The sequence below is a fragment of the Mesorhizobium sp. M1A.F.Ca.ET.072.01.1.1 genome (assembly GCF_004023325.1).
In the GTDB taxonomy this organism is placed as follows: Bacteria; Pseudomonadota; Alphaproteobacteria; order Rhizobiales; family Rhizobiaceae; genus Mesorhizobium.
In genome coordinates, this window is record NZ_RZSF01000161.1 from 1 (window position 1) to 14855 (window position 14855).

The following is a 14855-nucleotide window of genomic DNA, read 5'->3' on the forward strand; positions in this document are numbered from 1 at the left end:
GTCCAGCCGAACGCGTCGAACTGGTCGTCTCCTTCGAAAGGGCGGGCGCCGCCACACTGACCACACTCGCTTATGATCGTGGCTGGCCGGTGACACGGAGCTGTGGGAAATCGTCAACCAAGCCGACATGGATCACCCGTTCCATCTCCACGGCACGCAGTTCCAGGTCGTCGAGCGCGAGCGCGACGGCCAGGTCGCCAGATCGCCCTATCTGGCGTGGAAGGACACGGTCAACGTAGCGCGAGGAAAGACGGTGCGGATCATCACGCGCCAGGAGCGGCCGGGTGCGCGCATGTATCACTGCCACATCCTCGAGCATGAGCAGCTCGGCATGATGGGCATTGTCGACGTGCGGGCATGAGAGGCCGCGCCGTTGTCGCGGCGGCGATGCTCGCGCTCGCCGGCTCGCTCACCTTTGCTCCTTCGCTGGCAGCGGGTTCGGGCGGTCCCATTGTGGCGGCGCGACAGGACTCGATGAAGGAAATGGCGGCCGCCGCGAAGGCGATAGCCGAGATGTTCGACGGCAAGCGCGCCTATGACGCCGCCGGCTTCAGGGCGGCTGCCGAAGTGCTGCGCGCCCGCACCGGCCGCGCCATGATCGCCGAATTCCCAGACGGCACGCTGGGGGAGCCATCGGGGGCCAAGACGGAGATTGACCAGGCGCGGCTCGAATTCGAGTCGCTCGCCCGCCATGTCGGCGATCTTGCGGACGCGCTGGCCACTAAGGCCCACAACGCGCCGGCGAAGATCACCGCCGACATGAGGATGGGAGCGGGACTGCCGATGAATGGCGGCAGCCTACTCGGCAAGCGCCCGAAAGTCGCGGAGGCCGAACCGGCAAAGATGCCGGCCGAACATCTCCTGCATCTCATTCTGCAGGATTGTTCGAGCTGCCATGCGAAATTCCGGCAGAAGGTCAAGTGAGGAGTGTAGCCAGCACCGGCCCGACTCTCACCCGCGAACAAGACACTGCTCACTTCGGCACGACATCTGAGCCCTGCCATCAGTTCCTCTTACCAATCCCAACCCGCGCGTCCCTTCAGTGACACGGCGTCCAGGCTTCGCGCAGCTCCGGCGTAACCGCATGTGATCGTGAATTGCAGGTCCGGTCGTTTCGGCCCGCTACACGGCATTCGTCGCAGAGATGACTTTCACCGGATACCAATAGAGGCATCATGGTCAGGCTAAGCCGCTTGACTAGCTCGGCCACGGCCAGGGAAGCTTTCCGTTGCGCGTGAGGCAGCCAACTGGCCGTCCCTGGCCCCAGCTGTTATGGCGATCCTGGTGAATGGGTTGCCACCGGGAGGATTATATTCCTGAAGTCAGTTGGCGGGCAAGTCTCCACGGCGCGAGAATTTCCAAATAAGCCAGCTCTCATACTTGACTGGGAAACTCATCTTAAATACGAGGCAACTGCTCCCGCCGCGTGAGCGCGTCGAGGAGGCATAACTCCTTTCGGCTCGTGCACTTCGAGCGCGCACCCCTTTGGGGAGCGCGATTGCCTCGTCGTGCCTACTGGGATGTTGGAATATGGACGCTCTCGACGTGTCATTCGTGCTGTCACCGTCATCCGCCTCATATGTCCGAACCGCGCTCAGGCTGACGCACTTTGCGGGCTTGGTACTCGGGCTGGGCGGAGCCGTGTTCCTTGAACTGATCCTGTGTCGCCACCGCCGTGCAGCGATTACGGCCGAGGTTGTCGCCAATGTTGAATGGATCAGCCGTTTTGTGGCCGGTGGATTGGCAATGCTCTGGATTTCCGGAATCGGGTTTCTGCTGCTCTACCAAGCTACAGAGCCGGACAAAGTTCAAAACCCGAAGATCTGGGCCAAGATTATCATCGTAGCGATACTCACGCTGAACGGGCTCGCCATCCACCGCCTGGTCCTTCCTTTCCTTCGGGAACGGATCGGAAGCCCGCTGCTAAGTGGAATTCAGCCGACCAAGAGAACGGCACTGATCGCATGTGGTGCGATCTCCGGAGTGTCCTGGACGATCCCCGTCGTGCTGGGCGCGGCACCCCAACTGAATTTTGTCGTCCCTTGCTCGGTCATTCTGGCCGCGTATCTGGTGGTGCTCGCCCATGCGTTCTTTGTTGGCACCATCGCGATGCGCGAGCGGCGCGAACCTGCTCCGCTGCCCAGCAGTGGACTGCCCGATGAGGCTATGGATGTGAGCCATTTGCGGCCTTAGCACCGGGCCCAGCTCGCGATGCGCTCACTGCCGTTCACTCGGCTCTCCTTCGGTGTCGTCCGCTGATGCGGCGTTAAGCTGGCCGTAGTTCTGCTCACCAATATTCTGGAGGAGGTCCCGCTGGGTCTCGAGGAAGTCGATATGGCCTTCCTCATCGGCCATCAGTTGCTCAAACAGGGCCATCGACACGTAGTCCCCAGCCTTGCGACAGACCTCTCGCGCTGCCTGATAGAGCGAGCGCGCCTCGTACTCGATCTCAAGGTCGCACTCCAGCACCTCGTAACTGACTGGCCGATCTTCAGCGGGTTCAATGTCTGCAGGTTCGGATGCCCCTCAAGGAAGATGATGCGCACGACGAGCGTGTCGGCATGTTGCATTTCCTCAATGGACTCCGCGCGCCATTTTTTCGCGAGCTTCTGAAAGCGCCAATTTTCCATCAAGCGGTAGTGCACCCAGAATTGGCTTACCGCCGTCAGCTCGTGCTTGAGCGCTTGGTTCAGACTGTCGATGACCACTCAACCGGGATACTGGTAGGAATGTTCCTTTCCGCGCGATGCGACCGAAGTCGGATGGTCTGACGCTTTGGTCCCTACGCTGAAACTAAATCCTCGCGATAGCATTGGATGAAACCGGCGGGGAAATGCGCCACCTTCCTCGTCGGCAACCGCTAGATCGATGCCCGCCATCCCGTTGCCCGGGGTGACGGGCATCGTGATTTCAGCATCCTTGTCCGGTCGCCGCTTCTGTTCAGATTGGGAAATAAATGGAGCAGAGGTCGCACATGAAGGTCTATCGGGTGGAAGAGATGGATGGGGACAGCGTTGTGACTAGTCGTACCATCAACGCCAATACTCCATGGGTGGCAGCGGAAACGGCCACGGGCAGTGAGGTCACGGACGTACGCGGTGACGAACAGCGCTGGATCCGGGTCACGAATGAGGCAGACGGGTTGTTAACAGGTACGCCTTCAAGTGATCTGATCGGCTGTTTGCCGGGCGAGCCGTTCTGCTCATCCATCAGGTGAACCTGAGGCGACCCGGCCTGTCGCGGGGTGGGTGGGATGTGGGGATCAGGCCGGGCCTCTTACTCCGTTCCGAGCCGGGGCAGATGCGCATTATGCGCCGCCTTTCCAGCGACTGACATTAACATTTTCTAAGACTTAACGAATAAGCCCGGCAAACGGGCCGCCTCAGAGATGCCCGGCCTGCCGAGGTATCGAGGGGACCTAGGGCGCACAGGCCGGGCCCTTACCCCGATGGCCGCGGGGCAGAGAGGGATTATGCGCCCTCTTCCAGCAGTAGGCATCCACGTTTTTAGTGGTAGCTAAAAGAAAAGCCCGCCGCAGCAATTAGCGTAACGGCGGTGATGGATATCGGCTAGGCCCTGCTCCGTTTGGAGAGCGAGCGCCACAGGTCCGTCTCATCGGTTGTGCCGTCATCGAAAGCTTGGAACACTTTCCTAGCCAGATATTCCCGCTGTTCGCGATCCTTCTTGGCTAGACGCCGCTCGTCGCACAACCGGCTAAACACCCGCTGGAGTATGTCCAGGTCAGCGGGCCCGTAGACGCCACTGCAACGCGACAATGACATGAGCGCCGCCCTTCTGCGCGGCGGCAGATTATCTCATGAAACGGCACGAACTGCGACCAGCTTTTTATTAGCTACACCTAAAGTTCTGATGCCAATCGCCGAAAGTTATGCATAATCCAAGCTTGCCCCTCTGCCCAAACGGGGGCATGGCCCGGCCTGTCTACCCCAGGTCACCCAAACCCCGCAGGCCGGGCCCCCATGTCTAAGCCGCATCGTGACGCGCCGACTGACCAATCTCCTATTTGTGCGATGGCTGTCCCGTCCATTTTTTCCACCCGATAGGGGTGTCAAGAGGTACGCGTTCAAGTGACCTGTGGATTGTGACTGGCTGTTGACATCAACTGGCCTAGAGCTGGTTCGCGCTAGCCCTGCTTGAGGAGCCGCGCCTCGCGAAGCAGCGAGCTCGGATTATTGCCAATTATCTCGACGAGCTCGCGCGCTTGCGCTTCGGTGATGCCGGTTTCTTGGATTAGAAATTGCACCCTAGATTCCTTGTGAGCCTGTGCTCGCTTGCCAAGCTCTTGCTTGATTTCGGCCATACGAAAAGTCCTTAGTCGCGCGAAACGCGATTGGGCCGAGTTTTGTTCCCGTGAAAAATTCGCTGCAGCTGCTGAGCGCAAGCGGCGGCTCCGGGGAAGCAGGAAGGCTTATCATCGAGGACCCAATAGCCCCCACATCGTTTGTAACTTTTCCAAAAGCGCGTATGTTGACCTTGTGGCATCCGGGCGGTTGGGAACCCCTTGCGCCGGCCGCATTGTGGAGGGGAGCTATGGGCACTGGGAACGGGCATGGGTCACTGGGCCTCCAACCCGGCGAGTATCTGGACCATCATCTGGAGTGCCCCTATTGCGGCACCATCCGGCTAAGGCTCCCCAAGGACGCCGAGCCCTCGACGCCGATCAAGTGCGACGATTGCGGCAAGTATCTCGGTACATGGGATGAGCTACAGAGCGATTTCGAGCGCCAGGGCGGCAACAGTGGCGCGTTCCGCCTCGATAAGGGGCGCATCCAGAAGCTCGGCTAACGCGCGTTCGCCCGCAGGAAATAAACGAAAGCCCGTCGCAGCTATTGAGCGTAAGCGACGGGCTTTTTAGGTTGCCACCAGGCGGCTACATCTGAAGGGATCGACCACCTCTGGCCGAAACTCACGAGCGCGTGATCTAGTTCCAATTTTAGCAACTGCTTGACGACCGGATTAGGCGGGCTTCACTGGATAGATCTTCAGCCCTGGAGCTCTTCCTTCGATGGGGATCTTCTCGCACCTTTTTCGCGCGAGTGACTGCACTGTCTGAGCGCGGCCCTAAATGCCTCTGCTGCCAGGTCGCATTTGCGCTTGGATGGACCATTGCTCTGAATCACAATTTCGGCCTGCCTGGTTGTCAAACCGTGCTTTGCCGCAAACTCGTTCAGGTCGTAGGTTTCCGTCCAGCGCGACCGCTTCAAACCTTGCATTTTACCTCCGGGGGTAACGAAATCGTGAGAAGCAACGCGGGACTGCTGAGAAGGTTTCCGATCAGCGGAGCCTAAAAGAGCGCTTGCTGCTGTCCAAACGCGGCACCGCTTTGACGTCAGGATTCTGGAGCCTGCCCTTCGCTATCCATGACTCTGGGGCGGGCTCCCAGTTTACATTTGCTATTTTCATCCGGGCCGAATCAACGACATAGTGAGCCAGGGCCAATCGCAACGCAGTTTGCTGCCTCTATGGCCCCTTCCCCTCCGACGACCGTTCGACGCACCCCGAGCCCCCGCCCTGTTCGGCGGTCGTCGTCTTTTTCCGTGCTACAACAAATGAGAGCGACGCCGTCCCGTGCGGGTGTAAGGTACGGTCGTCGCCCGTACCTCTGACGGCAAACGGGCGCTTGGAAGTCAACTCAGGTGCTTTTGCCCAACTCTGCAGGGAGGAAGCAAGCGCTCTGCAAATTTCATTTCCGCTTTTGAATTTGACGTTATCCGAAACGCGTTCTGGCGTTCGGTCGTAGAGGATTGTCTTCCGCGAGAACAATGGGAAACGCGCGCAGGTGACCTTGTTCGCAGCTTCATAGGTGTTGAGGCTCCGGCCGAAGTCCTCGCCGCATTGCTCGATGTGACAGAAAAACAAAAAAACCCATCGACCGGCGCCGACGGGCTTTGATCTAAGGCGAGCGAGCTTAGCGCGGCGGCCCAGAAATCGGGGCGGCCGCAACCGTGGCCAGGCGCTCACGCTTGCGCAGTGTGGGTTTCTCGTATGTCTTCTTCAAAGGAATTCCCCCGATTTGGTCTTAAAAACGCGGCGAAACTCGCCTGTGCTATCGCCGGTTGTCAAGAGCGTCGGGGGGAGGTGCAACTGGCATTCACTGCATTTGCGTAGCTACGACTACGATTAGCCCCATCGCAGCCGCAACGATGACAGCGATCATAGCGATCTCAAAGCCGCCTCCGCCATTGCCTGCTTTTTTGCCGGCCATGGTCATGCCTTCCGCCAAGGGTGCCAGCCCGCCAAGCCGCCCTCGCGGTGCTGCATCGCCTCGAAGATAACTTCGAACACGCTGTCGACCTCCTCTGGAACTCCTTGGATGATATCCCTTCGCGCCTTGCGGCCGCCATCAGCTCATCGACAAGGTCGCTGATTGCGACGGGATCATCGGTGACGACGTTTGGCAGATGTTCTGCCATCCACCTATCCAGGAATTCCAAGGCTCGTGCGCTCAGACAAGGTGGCCGGCTGCCTTAGGTTCCTTCCTCGAAGCCCTGCACGGTCCTGACGCAGCTTGTGCTCGCCGCGCGGGAACCGCACCCTGGCCTTGATGCCGGGCTTCACCCAATCGACATGCCGCCGGCGACGGCGGTCGGCACCGGCCGCGGCGGGCTGCCCGCCTTCGCCTGCTGCACGCGCGGCCACAGCGCTCGCGCAGACCTGCCCGCAGCGTGACGGCGGCGGCCGCTCGGCCATGCCTGCGAGCATGCCGGCTGCGGCAAGGATGCCGGCTGGGGCTTTGCCCGGCCACGCCAGGAATCGCATTGGTTCTGCTTCTAACATCGCGCCGAGGGCGAGCGCATCCTCTGAAGTTAGCTTTTGCGGCGAGACCGACCAGGCAGGGCCAACTGGTCGAGAGGGCCCCTCGCAAACTGGTTCAGGGGAACGTCCCCCAGCCGCGTTGTGCGCGTCGATGATAAGCGGCTCGAGTCAGCGCATTCTGCGGCGTCAGTTCGCGGCCAAAACATGAGTACCTGAGTCTTGTTTCCTCGGTCCCGTATGGATATAGGCCCCCAAGGCAAACAACTCCCTGGAAACATCATGAAGTCACTTTTGATTGCGTCCTATATACTCGCCTCGCTCTCGCTATCGCCAGGGACCGCGGCTGCGGCCCCGACGCACTATCCCCTAACCATCGAGAACTGCGGTGTGCAGGTCACCTTTGAGAAGGCGCCAGAACGCGCGATCGGCCTGGGCCAGAACAGCGCAGAAATCATGCTGCTGCTCGGTCTTCAGGACAAAATGGCCGGCACCGCCTTCTGGCCAAGCAAGGTGCTGCCTCAGCTCGCCGAGGCCAATGCGAAGGTGAAGCTCCTAACCGTCGAGTTCCCCACTTTCGAATCAATCCTCGCAGAAGATCCGGACTTCGTGGCCGCGGCCTTGCCGAGCCTTCTCGGGCCGAACAGCAAAGTGGCAAAACGCGAAGACTTCGAGAAAGTTGGCGTGCCGACCTACCTTTCGCCCAGCACCTGCCTCAGCACGGCCGGCAGCAAGGACGTCTACGGCAGCCGCGACCGGCTCTGGAACATGGACCTTCTCTACAAGGAGATCGACGAGCTTGCGCGCATCTTCGACGTTGCCGAGCGAGGGGCGGATCTGATTGCCGATCTCAATGCCCGCGAAACAGTCCTCCGCTCCACCGTCTCCGTGGCCGACAAGAAACTGTCCTATGTCTTCTGGTTCTCTAGCCAGTCCCCGTCTGCCGACGCCTATCTTGGGGGCAAGAACAGCTCTTCCGGCTTCATCGCCGACTTGCTGGGCGGTGTGAATGCTGTCTCGGCGGAAGCCGAATGGCCGACGCTCGGCTGGGAAAGCATCATCGCCGCCAATCCGGACGTCATCGTAGTCGCCAGCCTCGACCGCAACCGCTGGGAACTCGACAAGCCCGAAGCCAAGATCAAGTTCCTGACGAACGACCCGGCAACGAGCCAGATGCCGGCGGTCAGGAACAACGCGATTGTCGTTATGGACGGCCAGGCTATGAACCCGACCATTCGCACGATCTACGGCGCCGAACAGGTTGCGGAACAGTTGAAGGCGCGCGGTCTGCTGAAGTAATGTCGCAGTCTCGCAGCATCCGGCAATTCCTGGTGCTCGGCGCCGCACTGCCGCTATCGCTTGCGGCAGTGCTTTTCGTCGTGGCGATCAGCGTCGGGATCGGCGACCTGCCGATCCCGATCACGACAACGTTTTTCGCGATCACCAACAAGCTGGGCTGGACTGCGGCCAAGCTCAGCCGCATTCATGAGACTGTGATCTGGGACTACCGCCTCAGCCGAGCACTTGTCGCAGGCTTCTGCGGCGCGGGTCTTGCGCTGTCGGGCGCGATCATGCAGTCGCTGTTGCGCAACCCGCTCGCCGAGCCCTATGTGCTTGGCATCTCGGCCGGCGCATCGACCGGCGCCGTCGGAATCGTCATTCTGGGGCTCGGCTCGGGGGTTGTGTCGCTGTCGGCCGGAGCCTTTGCGGGCGCCTTCGCCGCCTTCCTTTTCGTCGCCCTTCTCTCTAACGGCACGCGCGGCGGCGCTGACCGGACGATCCTCGCGGGAGTTGCGGCCTCCCAGCTTTTCAATGCCGGGACCTCCTATGTCGTAACAACGACAGGTAACGCCCAGCAGGCGCGCGACGTCATGTTCTGGCTTCTCGGAAGCTTCGGTGGGGTACGCTGGCCCGAATTCATGCTCGTCTCTGTCGTGGTCGGGACCGGCCTTCTCGTTTGTCTTGCCTATGCACGCGTGCTCGATGCATTCGCCTTTGGCGACGAGGCTGCGGCGGCACTCGGCGTCAGCGTCGGCCAAGCGCGCATCACGCTCTTCTGTCTTACCGCCCTCGTCACCGCCACGATTGTGAGCATGGTCGGCTCCATTGGCTTTGTCGGTTTGGTGATGCCGCATGCGGCGCGTTTCCTTGTCGGACCGCTGCACATCAGGTTGCTGCCGGCCTGTGCGATCGGCGGGGCGATCTTCATGGTGCTCGCCGACATAGCCTCGCGCGTGCTGATCCCGCAGCAGGTGCTGCCGATCGGCGTCGTCACGGCTCTCGTCGGCGTACCCTTCTTTTCGGTCATCCTCTACCGCTTCCAGCGTGCGTCATGAGCATCACGGCCGAAAATATTACTTGGAAGGCCGGTTCTAAGACCGTGCTTGATGGGGTGTCGTTCGAGGCGCAACCGGGCGAGATGCTCGGCCTGCTCGGGCCGAACGGCTCCGGCAAGACCTCGCTGCTGCGTCTTCTGGCGGGCCTGAGACAGCCGCATTCAGGACGGATCAGGCTCGAGCGGGAGGACATCAAGGCGATCCCCCGGCGCAGGATGGCGCAGCGCGTGGCGTTTGTGGAACAGCACGCAACGACCAATGCAAACCTCAAGGTCGTGGATGTGGTCAAGCTTGGCCGGTTTCCGCACCGCTCGATGTTTTCCGGCTGGACGAGTGCCGACGAAGAGGCGGTAGAGGAGGCGCTGGTACGCTCCGGCATGGCGGGAAAGCGCTACGAGCGTTGGCAGACCCTGTCAGGCGGCGAAAAGCAGCGTGCGCATATCGCAAGAACGCTGGCACAAAGCCCTAAGGAACTCATTCTCGACGAGCCGACCAACCATCTCGACGTCCAGCACCAGATCGGTCTGCTTGGGCTCGTTGCCAGTCTTCCGATTACAAGCATTGTAGCCCTGCACGACCTCAACCATGCCGCGATGTTCTGCGACAGGCTGATCGTTCTTCAGCAGGAAAAAGTCGTCGCGGCGGGCCGCCCGAAAGACGTCTTGACCGAGGATCTACTGCGCTTCGTATTCTGCATCAATGCGCGCGTAAAGCCTTCACACTATCATGACGGACCGCACATACAATTTCTCCGATAGGTGCTGAGCTCAACAGAGCTTATTTTCTGGTGCGCAATGAGTGCCCCTCAGGCTCCAGCACGGTTAAACACCCGCTGGAGCCAGTCCAGATCAGCGGGCCCGTATACGCCACTGCAACGCGCCGACGACATGAGCGTCGCCCTTCTACGCGGCATGTGCAGATTATCTCATGAAACGACTCGAAGACGAACTACGATCGGTTTTTTCTGAGCTACGCCTAAAAGTTCTGATGTCAGCCGCCGAAAGGTGGCGCATAATCTAGACTTGCCCCTCTGCCCAAAACGGGGGCAAGCCCGGCCTGTCTACCGTAGGTCTCCCAAAACCCCCGCAGGCCGGGCACTATGTCTAAGCTGCATTGTGCCGCGCCGCCCTGATTGCAATTTTTCCATCAGGTGAAGCTGTGGCGACCCGGCCTGTCGCGGGGTGGCTGCCGGCAGTGATCGAGACCCCAGAGGATAGATACGCTCGAGAGGGAACAAGCTGATCGAGTGCAAGTTGGGACGCTCCTTTGTTGGAGTGAGCCTGATGACGGTTAGGCTTTGCAGGGTGGAAGAGATGATCGGCGACATGCCGATATCCCATCGCGTCGCCAGCGCAGACACCCCTTGGAAGGCGGCCAGAAAGGCCACCGGCAAGGACGTCACGGCCCGGAAAGATGAACGCTTTTGGGTGCGGGTGACCGATGAAGGAAACCGCACGGTTTACAAATATGCCTTCAAGTCTGGTGCCTCGGGCCGCCTTTAAGGTTCTGGCCGGCTTGCGCGCCAAGGAATGCTTCAGGCAATCTCCCAACGGGAGGCGCCGGCCATCTTAGTCTGCTGCAAGTGGTGCTGGCACATCTGCCGCGGGTTCTAAGAAGGCGGCGATGATCGCCTCGAGCGATGTGTTCAATGCACCGGAGAACGTGCGGCCCTTCTGCCAGATCGCGACATAGTGATAAAGTGCCGAGGGTTCCACCGGCCTCGCTTCAAGGTGAAACGCAGCGTACTCGCGCGCGATAATCTCGTTGGTTATCGCAATGCCAAGGCCAGCGGACACGTACCCTGCTTCGTGACCATTGCAATCGAACTCGACCAGAATGTCGGGCTCCGCGCCGGCGAAGCGCAGCGCATTGAAATTCATCTGATGGGCAGCGAATTGCGGATCGATATCCACGATGGTCTCGCCTGCAAGGTCCTCGGCATCGACGCGGCCCTGTCTCGAGAACCGATGGTCTGGATGAAAGATGCAGACGTTGCGCGCCGATCCGAGCGGCGCCCATTCGAACAGGCGCGGGTCCAGCGGCAATCTTGAGATTCCGAGATCGGCGCGGCCGGCCAGGATGTGCTCCCCGATCTGTTCGTAGCTGCCCGAGATAGAACGCACGTTCGAAGCGGTCTTGGCATGGATGACGGCAACCACCTTCGGCAGGGTCACGAAACCGAACACGGATGGCGCGGCGATCGCGATCCGCTGCTTTTCTTCATTCTTCATCGCGAAGATGGATGCTTCCAGTCGCCCGAGCGACGTCAGCGCCATTTCGACGTTCCGCAGCAGTTCCCAGGCCTCGAGAAGCGGCACGATGCGGTTGGCGGACCGCTTGAAGAGCGTGAGGCCGACGGTCGCCTCGAGCTGCTTGACATGCTGGCTGACGGCGGGCTGGCTGATGCCGAGCTCGGCTGCGGCCCGCCTTGTCGAGCCCGTTCGCAGCACGGCGCGAAAGACCTGCAGCTGACGGAACTTCAACCCGCCTGGCAGCAATTCCATTGCCTGCGCTCCTTCCAACGGATCGTCCGATCCCCCTTGTGGCTGCTGCCTGGCATACCCGGAGCAAAACCTGTGGGCGGCACGCGCGAGATCAGGCGCGATCCCGCACGATAATATAGTCACTATAGTGACTGGTAAAGCTGAAGGTTTGCTTATCGCTATGCGCGCATGCGCCTGGCCGAGATTTTTGGAGCGAACGTTCGCAGGGTCCGCCTGAAGCGCGGAATGACCCTGGAATCGCTGGCGACCGAGGTGGGGCTCGCCTACAGCTATATGGGCGGCATCGAACGCGGGCAAAAGAACCCCAGCCTGGACGTGGCCGAGAGGATCGCGAAGGCGCTGGAGTGCGATCCCGTCACTCTTCTGCGCGTAACCGCCACGGACAAATAGCTGGCTCCGAAGATCAGCAGTCCACGCCTCAATCGCTTGCGTTCTTGCACAGTTCAGATCCGCGCTCGCGCCGGCTTGCCGGATACGCTTCGCCCTTCAGGCTGGCAATGCGTCGGCTGTATTCCTGGCGGCGTAAGGCTGGACCAGCCTTCGCGGCATTCGCAAACCGCAAACTTCGTTTGAGAATAGTTCGACGCTATAACAATGTCTTATAGCAAAAATAATGAAAATTATAGATTGAACGCAGATAATTCCGATCATAGCATAATCGAGATCTTCGAGTTAACCCCAAGTTACTCATTACACAATTCACAACCATAGGTGTGGCAGCCGATCAAGGTGCAGATGAGGGGCATGTCTTACCGTATTTTACCCCAAGGAAATGCCAGATGGGTGGTTTTACTGCTCAGTTTGCTGTCGCCCTCGCCGTGACCATCAGCCTTGGGCTGATCAGCGGGTGTCTGGGGACGACTGCCGGATTGTTCCTGGCCATCTCGAAAGGCGTGGCGCGCCCGCGGCTCACCAGAATCGTGACGGCCTACACCACGATTGTGCGTGGCGTGCCTGAACTTCTCATCATCCTGCTCATCTATTTCGGCGGGACCACGCTGGCCAGCAGGCTCGCCGGCCGCTATGTCGAGGTGAACGCCTTCAGCGCCGGCGTCATCGCGCTATCGGTGGTTTTCAGCGGCTATGCGACAGAAGTGTTCCGCGGCGCGATAGCCGCAGTGCCTTCCGGCCAGACTGAAGCGGCCAAGGCGCTTGGCCTGACCGCCTGGCAGCGGTGGCTTCTCGTCATCGGGCCGCAGATGCTGAGGCTGGCGCTGCCTGCCTATGGCAATTTGTGGATCTCGCTCTTCAAGGACACCGCGCTGGTCTCGATCGTCGGCCTGACTGACATCATGCGCGTGGCCTATGTTGGCGCCGGATCCCTGCGCGCGCCATTGACCTTCTATCTTGCGGCATCGGCCCTCTATCTGTCGCTGACCACCCTCACGCTGCTGTCGATCCGCTTGGCGGAGCGGCGCTATCCCGCTCTTGGCCGCTAGGAGGGGCGCGCTCCATGAACCTCCCTCTGATGCTCGACGCGGTCGCTGTCCTGCCTTCCGGCATTGCGCTTACCCTCACCTTGACGGTGCTTTCGCTGACCGCCGGATTTCTCCTGTCTGTGCCGCTGGCCTTCGTCCGCGCCTTCGGGCGTCCCGTCTTCTCGTGCGCGGCGCTGGCCTACACCTATGTCGTTCGCGGCACGCCGATGCTGGTGCAGCTCTTCCTGATCTACTACGGACTCGGGCAGATCGAGGCGGTACGGGCAAGCATCTTCTGGGTGGTGCTGCGCGATCCCTTCTGGTGCGCGCTGCTTGCCTTTTCCCTGAACAGCGCGGCGCATACGACGGAGATCCTGTGCCGCGGTCTCCAGTCCGTGCCGAAGGGCGCCATCGAGGCGGCCGCCTCGCTCGGCTTGAAGCGCTTCCAGACCGCCCGCCTGGTCACTTTCCCGATCGCTTTTCGGATATCGCTCCCGGCCTACGGCAACGAGGTGGTTGGGATGATCAAGGGCTCGTCGCTGGCCAGCACCGTAACGCTGCTCGAGGTCACCGGCATGGCCAGACAGATGGTTTCGACTACCTTCGCGCCTTACGAGATGTTCATCGTCGCCGGAGCGATCTATCTGCTGTTGACGTCAATAGCCGTGAAAGCCACGCAATTCCTGGAACGCAGGCTTTCGACCGACCGCCGGCCAGCGCAGCGGTCGAGATCACGATGGCGCCCGCCCTTGCCCGGCCAAGGCGTCACGACGCCGCTGCCCTGAAGCGGCGCCGCTCCAGAAACTGCTTCCAATCCCGACCAACGAAAGAGGTGCATCATGCGCATACCCCTGGCTATTGCCTTCGCTATCGCGTCGCTGACGCCGGCTTTGCCTGCCGGCGCGAGCGAACGCGTCATCTCCATCGCCTCCGAAGGCGCCTCGCCGCCCTGGGACGGCACGGACGACAAGGGCGAGCTCTACGGCTACGACATCGATGTCGGCCGTGAGCTTTGCCGCCGCATCACAATCAAATGCACTTTCGTGCCGCAGGACTGGGATGGGATCATCCCGGCCCTGCTGGTCGGCAAATTCGATGTCATCATGTCCGGCATGGCGATCACCGAGAAGCGCAAGCAGTCGATCGCCTTCTCTGTCCCTTATGCGAGCGGCTTCAACCAGTTCGTCGTGCGCAAGGAGCTCGGTCTCGATCCTGGCGACATCAGGCAAAAGGTCAATTTGTCGACGATCGGAGACAAGGAAAAGGCGGCCATCGACCGTCTGCGAGCGACGCTGAGCGGCAAGGCGATCGCGGTGCTGCGCTCGTCGAATTCGGAAGCGGTGGTGAAGCAGCTCATGGGCGATGTCGTGACGATCCGCAGCTATGACAGCCTGGACAACATGAAGCTCGACCTTGCAGCGGGCCGCGTCGACGGAGGCCTCGCCGACTATTTCACGTGGCGGGATTTTCTGGAGACTTCGTCGGGGTCGGGGGCAGCGTTCTTCGGCCCTGAACTGAAGGGCGGCCTCTGGGGACCTGGCGTCGGCGCCGGCATGCGCAAGGACGATACCGAGCTGCTCGCCAAGTTCAACGCGGCGATAGACGCCGCCACGAAAGACGGCACGATCAAGGCGCTGAGCCTGAAATGGTTCAAGACCGACATCTCCCCGGCAGCCTCGAACTGAGCCAGCGCCGAGCCCCGCTGAGGAAGCCGTCGCGACAAATTTGCAACACCAGCTCCGAAAACCCTATTTTAACCATATCGGGTTGAAATTCTGCCACCTTCGCCATCTTGGTGAAGCGAGTGTTTACGCGGACGGCGC

16 protein-coding genes and 1 pseudogene are annotated in these 14855 nt (G+C 60.7%); 13 read left to right on the forward strand and 4 right to left on the reverse strand.

The features are described 5' to 3' along the window. Positions 1–127: 127 nt before the first annotated feature. From EOA32_RS21105 to EOA32_RS21115, 3 genes are all read left to right on the forward strand, one after another. Complete coding sequence (locus EOA32_RS21105) at positions 128–361, forward strand: multicopper oxidase domain-containing protein (protein ID WP_245499344.1); 234 nt, start codon at positions 128–130, stop codon at positions 359–361. Then, positions 358–924: a cytochrome c gene (locus tag EOA32_RS21110; protein ID WP_128372778.1), complete on the forward strand. Its 567-nt coding sequence runs from the start codon at positions 358–360 to the stop codon at positions 922–924. The genes EOA32_RS21105 and EOA32_RS21110 overlap by 4 nt, the downstream gene beginning before the upstream one ends. A gap of 606 nt (positions 925–1530) precedes the next feature. Further along, on the forward strand, positions 1531–2193 hold the full coding sequence (locus EOA32_RS21115; RefSeq protein WP_189407279.1) for a hypothetical protein: 663 nt from the start codon (positions 1531–1533) through the stop codon (positions 2191–2193). Between the two features lie 24 nt (positions 2194–2217). Here the strand turns inward: EOA32_RS21115 and bfr are convergent. After that, positions 2218–2708, reverse strand: a pseudogene (gene bfr, locus EOA32_RS21120) (bacterioferritin). A 266-nt stretch (positions 2709–2974) separates the two neighbouring features. On the opposite strand from bfr, the gene EOA32_RS21125 reads away from it, so the two are divergent. Further along, the gene (locus EOA32_RS21125; protein WP_128372779.1) at positions 2975–3217 is read left to right on the forward strand and encodes a hypothetical protein; all 243 of its coding nucleotides are present in this window, start codon (positions 2975–2977) and stop codon (positions 3215–3217) included. A gap of 927 nt (positions 3218–4144) precedes the next feature. On the opposite strand, the gene EOA32_RS38720 is transcribed toward EOA32_RS21125, so the two are convergent. Next, the gene (locus EOA32_RS38720) at positions 4145–4321 is read right to left on the reverse strand and encodes a hypothetical protein (RefSeq protein WP_189407281.1); all 177 of its coding nucleotides are present in this window, start codon (positions 4319–4321) and stop codon (positions 4145–4147) included. Positions 4322–4551: 230 nt separating this feature from the next. On the opposite strand from EOA32_RS38720, the gene EOA32_RS21135 reads away from it, so the two are divergent. Then, entirely contained in the window at positions 4552–4806 is a 255-nt protein-coding gene (locus tag EOA32_RS21135; protein ID WP_128372780.1) for a hypothetical protein, read from the forward strand. Between the two features lie 197 nt (positions 4807–5003). Here the strand turns inward: EOA32_RS21135 and EOA32_RS21140 are convergent, their stop codons facing one another. Further along, positions 5004–5234 (reverse strand): hypothetical protein, encoded by a 231-nt coding sequence (locus EOA32_RS21140; protein WP_127216591.1) that lies wholly within the window; start codon positions 5232–5234, stop codon positions 5004–5006. 1822 nt (positions 5235–7056) lie between these two features. Here EOA32_RS21140 and EOA32_RS21150 point away from each other — a divergent pair. The 4 genes from EOA32_RS21150 (at position 7057) to EOA32_RS21165 (ending at position 10612) form a co-directional block, all read left to right on the forward strand. Further along, a complete protein-coding gene (locus tag EOA32_RS21150) occupies positions 7057–8073 on the forward strand; it encodes an ABC transporter substrate-binding protein (protein ID WP_128372782.1) in 1017 nt (338 codons plus the stop codon). Beyond that, complete coding sequence (locus EOA32_RS21155; RefSeq protein WP_128372783.1) at positions 8073–9110, forward strand: iron chelate uptake ABC transporter family permease subunit; 1038 nt, start codon at positions 8073–8075, stop codon at positions 9108–9110. Before EOA32_RS21150 ends, EOA32_RS21155 begins: the two co-directional genes overlap by 1 nt. Beyond that, positions 9107–9868 (forward strand): ABC transporter ATP-binding protein, encoded by a 762-nt coding sequence (locus EOA32_RS21160; protein WP_128372784.1) that lies wholly within the window; start codon positions 9107–9109, stop codon positions 9866–9868. The genes EOA32_RS21155 and EOA32_RS21160 overlap by 4 nt, the downstream gene beginning before the upstream one ends. Before the next feature lie 525 nt (positions 9869–10393). Next, positions 10394–10612 (forward strand): hypothetical protein, encoded by a 219-nt coding sequence (locus EOA32_RS21165; RefSeq protein WP_128372785.1) that lies wholly within the window; start codon positions 10394–10396, stop codon positions 10610–10612. A 66-nt stretch (positions 10613–10678) separates the two neighbouring features. On the opposite strand, the gene EOA32_RS21170 is transcribed toward EOA32_RS21165, so the two are convergent. After that, positions 10679–11614, reverse strand: a complete 936-nt coding sequence (locus EOA32_RS21170) for a LysR family transcriptional regulator (RefSeq protein WP_128372786.1) — start codon at positions 11612–11614, stop codon at positions 10679–10681. A 168-nt stretch (positions 11615–11782) separates the two neighbouring features. Between EOA32_RS21170 and EOA32_RS21175 the strand changes: the two genes are divergently transcribed. The 4 genes from EOA32_RS21175 (at position 11783) to EOA32_RS21190 (ending at position 14717) form a co-directional block, all read left to right on the forward strand. Next, on the forward strand, positions 11783–12004 hold the full coding sequence (locus EOA32_RS21175) for a helix-turn-helix transcriptional regulator (protein WP_128372787.1): 222 nt from the start codon (positions 11783–11785) through the stop codon (positions 12002–12004). A gap of 389 nt (positions 12005–12393) precedes the next feature. Beyond that, positions 12394–13053: an ABC transporter permease subunit gene (locus EOA32_RS21180; protein WP_128372788.1), complete on the forward strand. Its 660-nt coding sequence runs from the start codon at positions 12394–12396 to the stop codon at positions 13051–13053. A gap of 14 nt (positions 13054–13067) precedes the next feature. Next, positions 13068–13817 (forward strand): ABC transporter permease subunit, encoded by a 750-nt coding sequence (locus EOA32_RS21185; RefSeq protein WP_128372789.1) that lies wholly within the window; start codon positions 13068–13070, stop codon positions 13815–13817. A gap of 54 nt (positions 13818–13871) precedes the next feature. Further along, positions 13872–14717, forward strand: coding sequence for a transporter substrate-binding domain-containing protein (locus tag EOA32_RS21190; protein ID WP_128372790.1), 846 nt, complete (start codon positions 13872–13874; stop codon positions 14715–14717). The last annotated feature ends 138 nt before the right edge of the window (positions 14718–14855 follow it).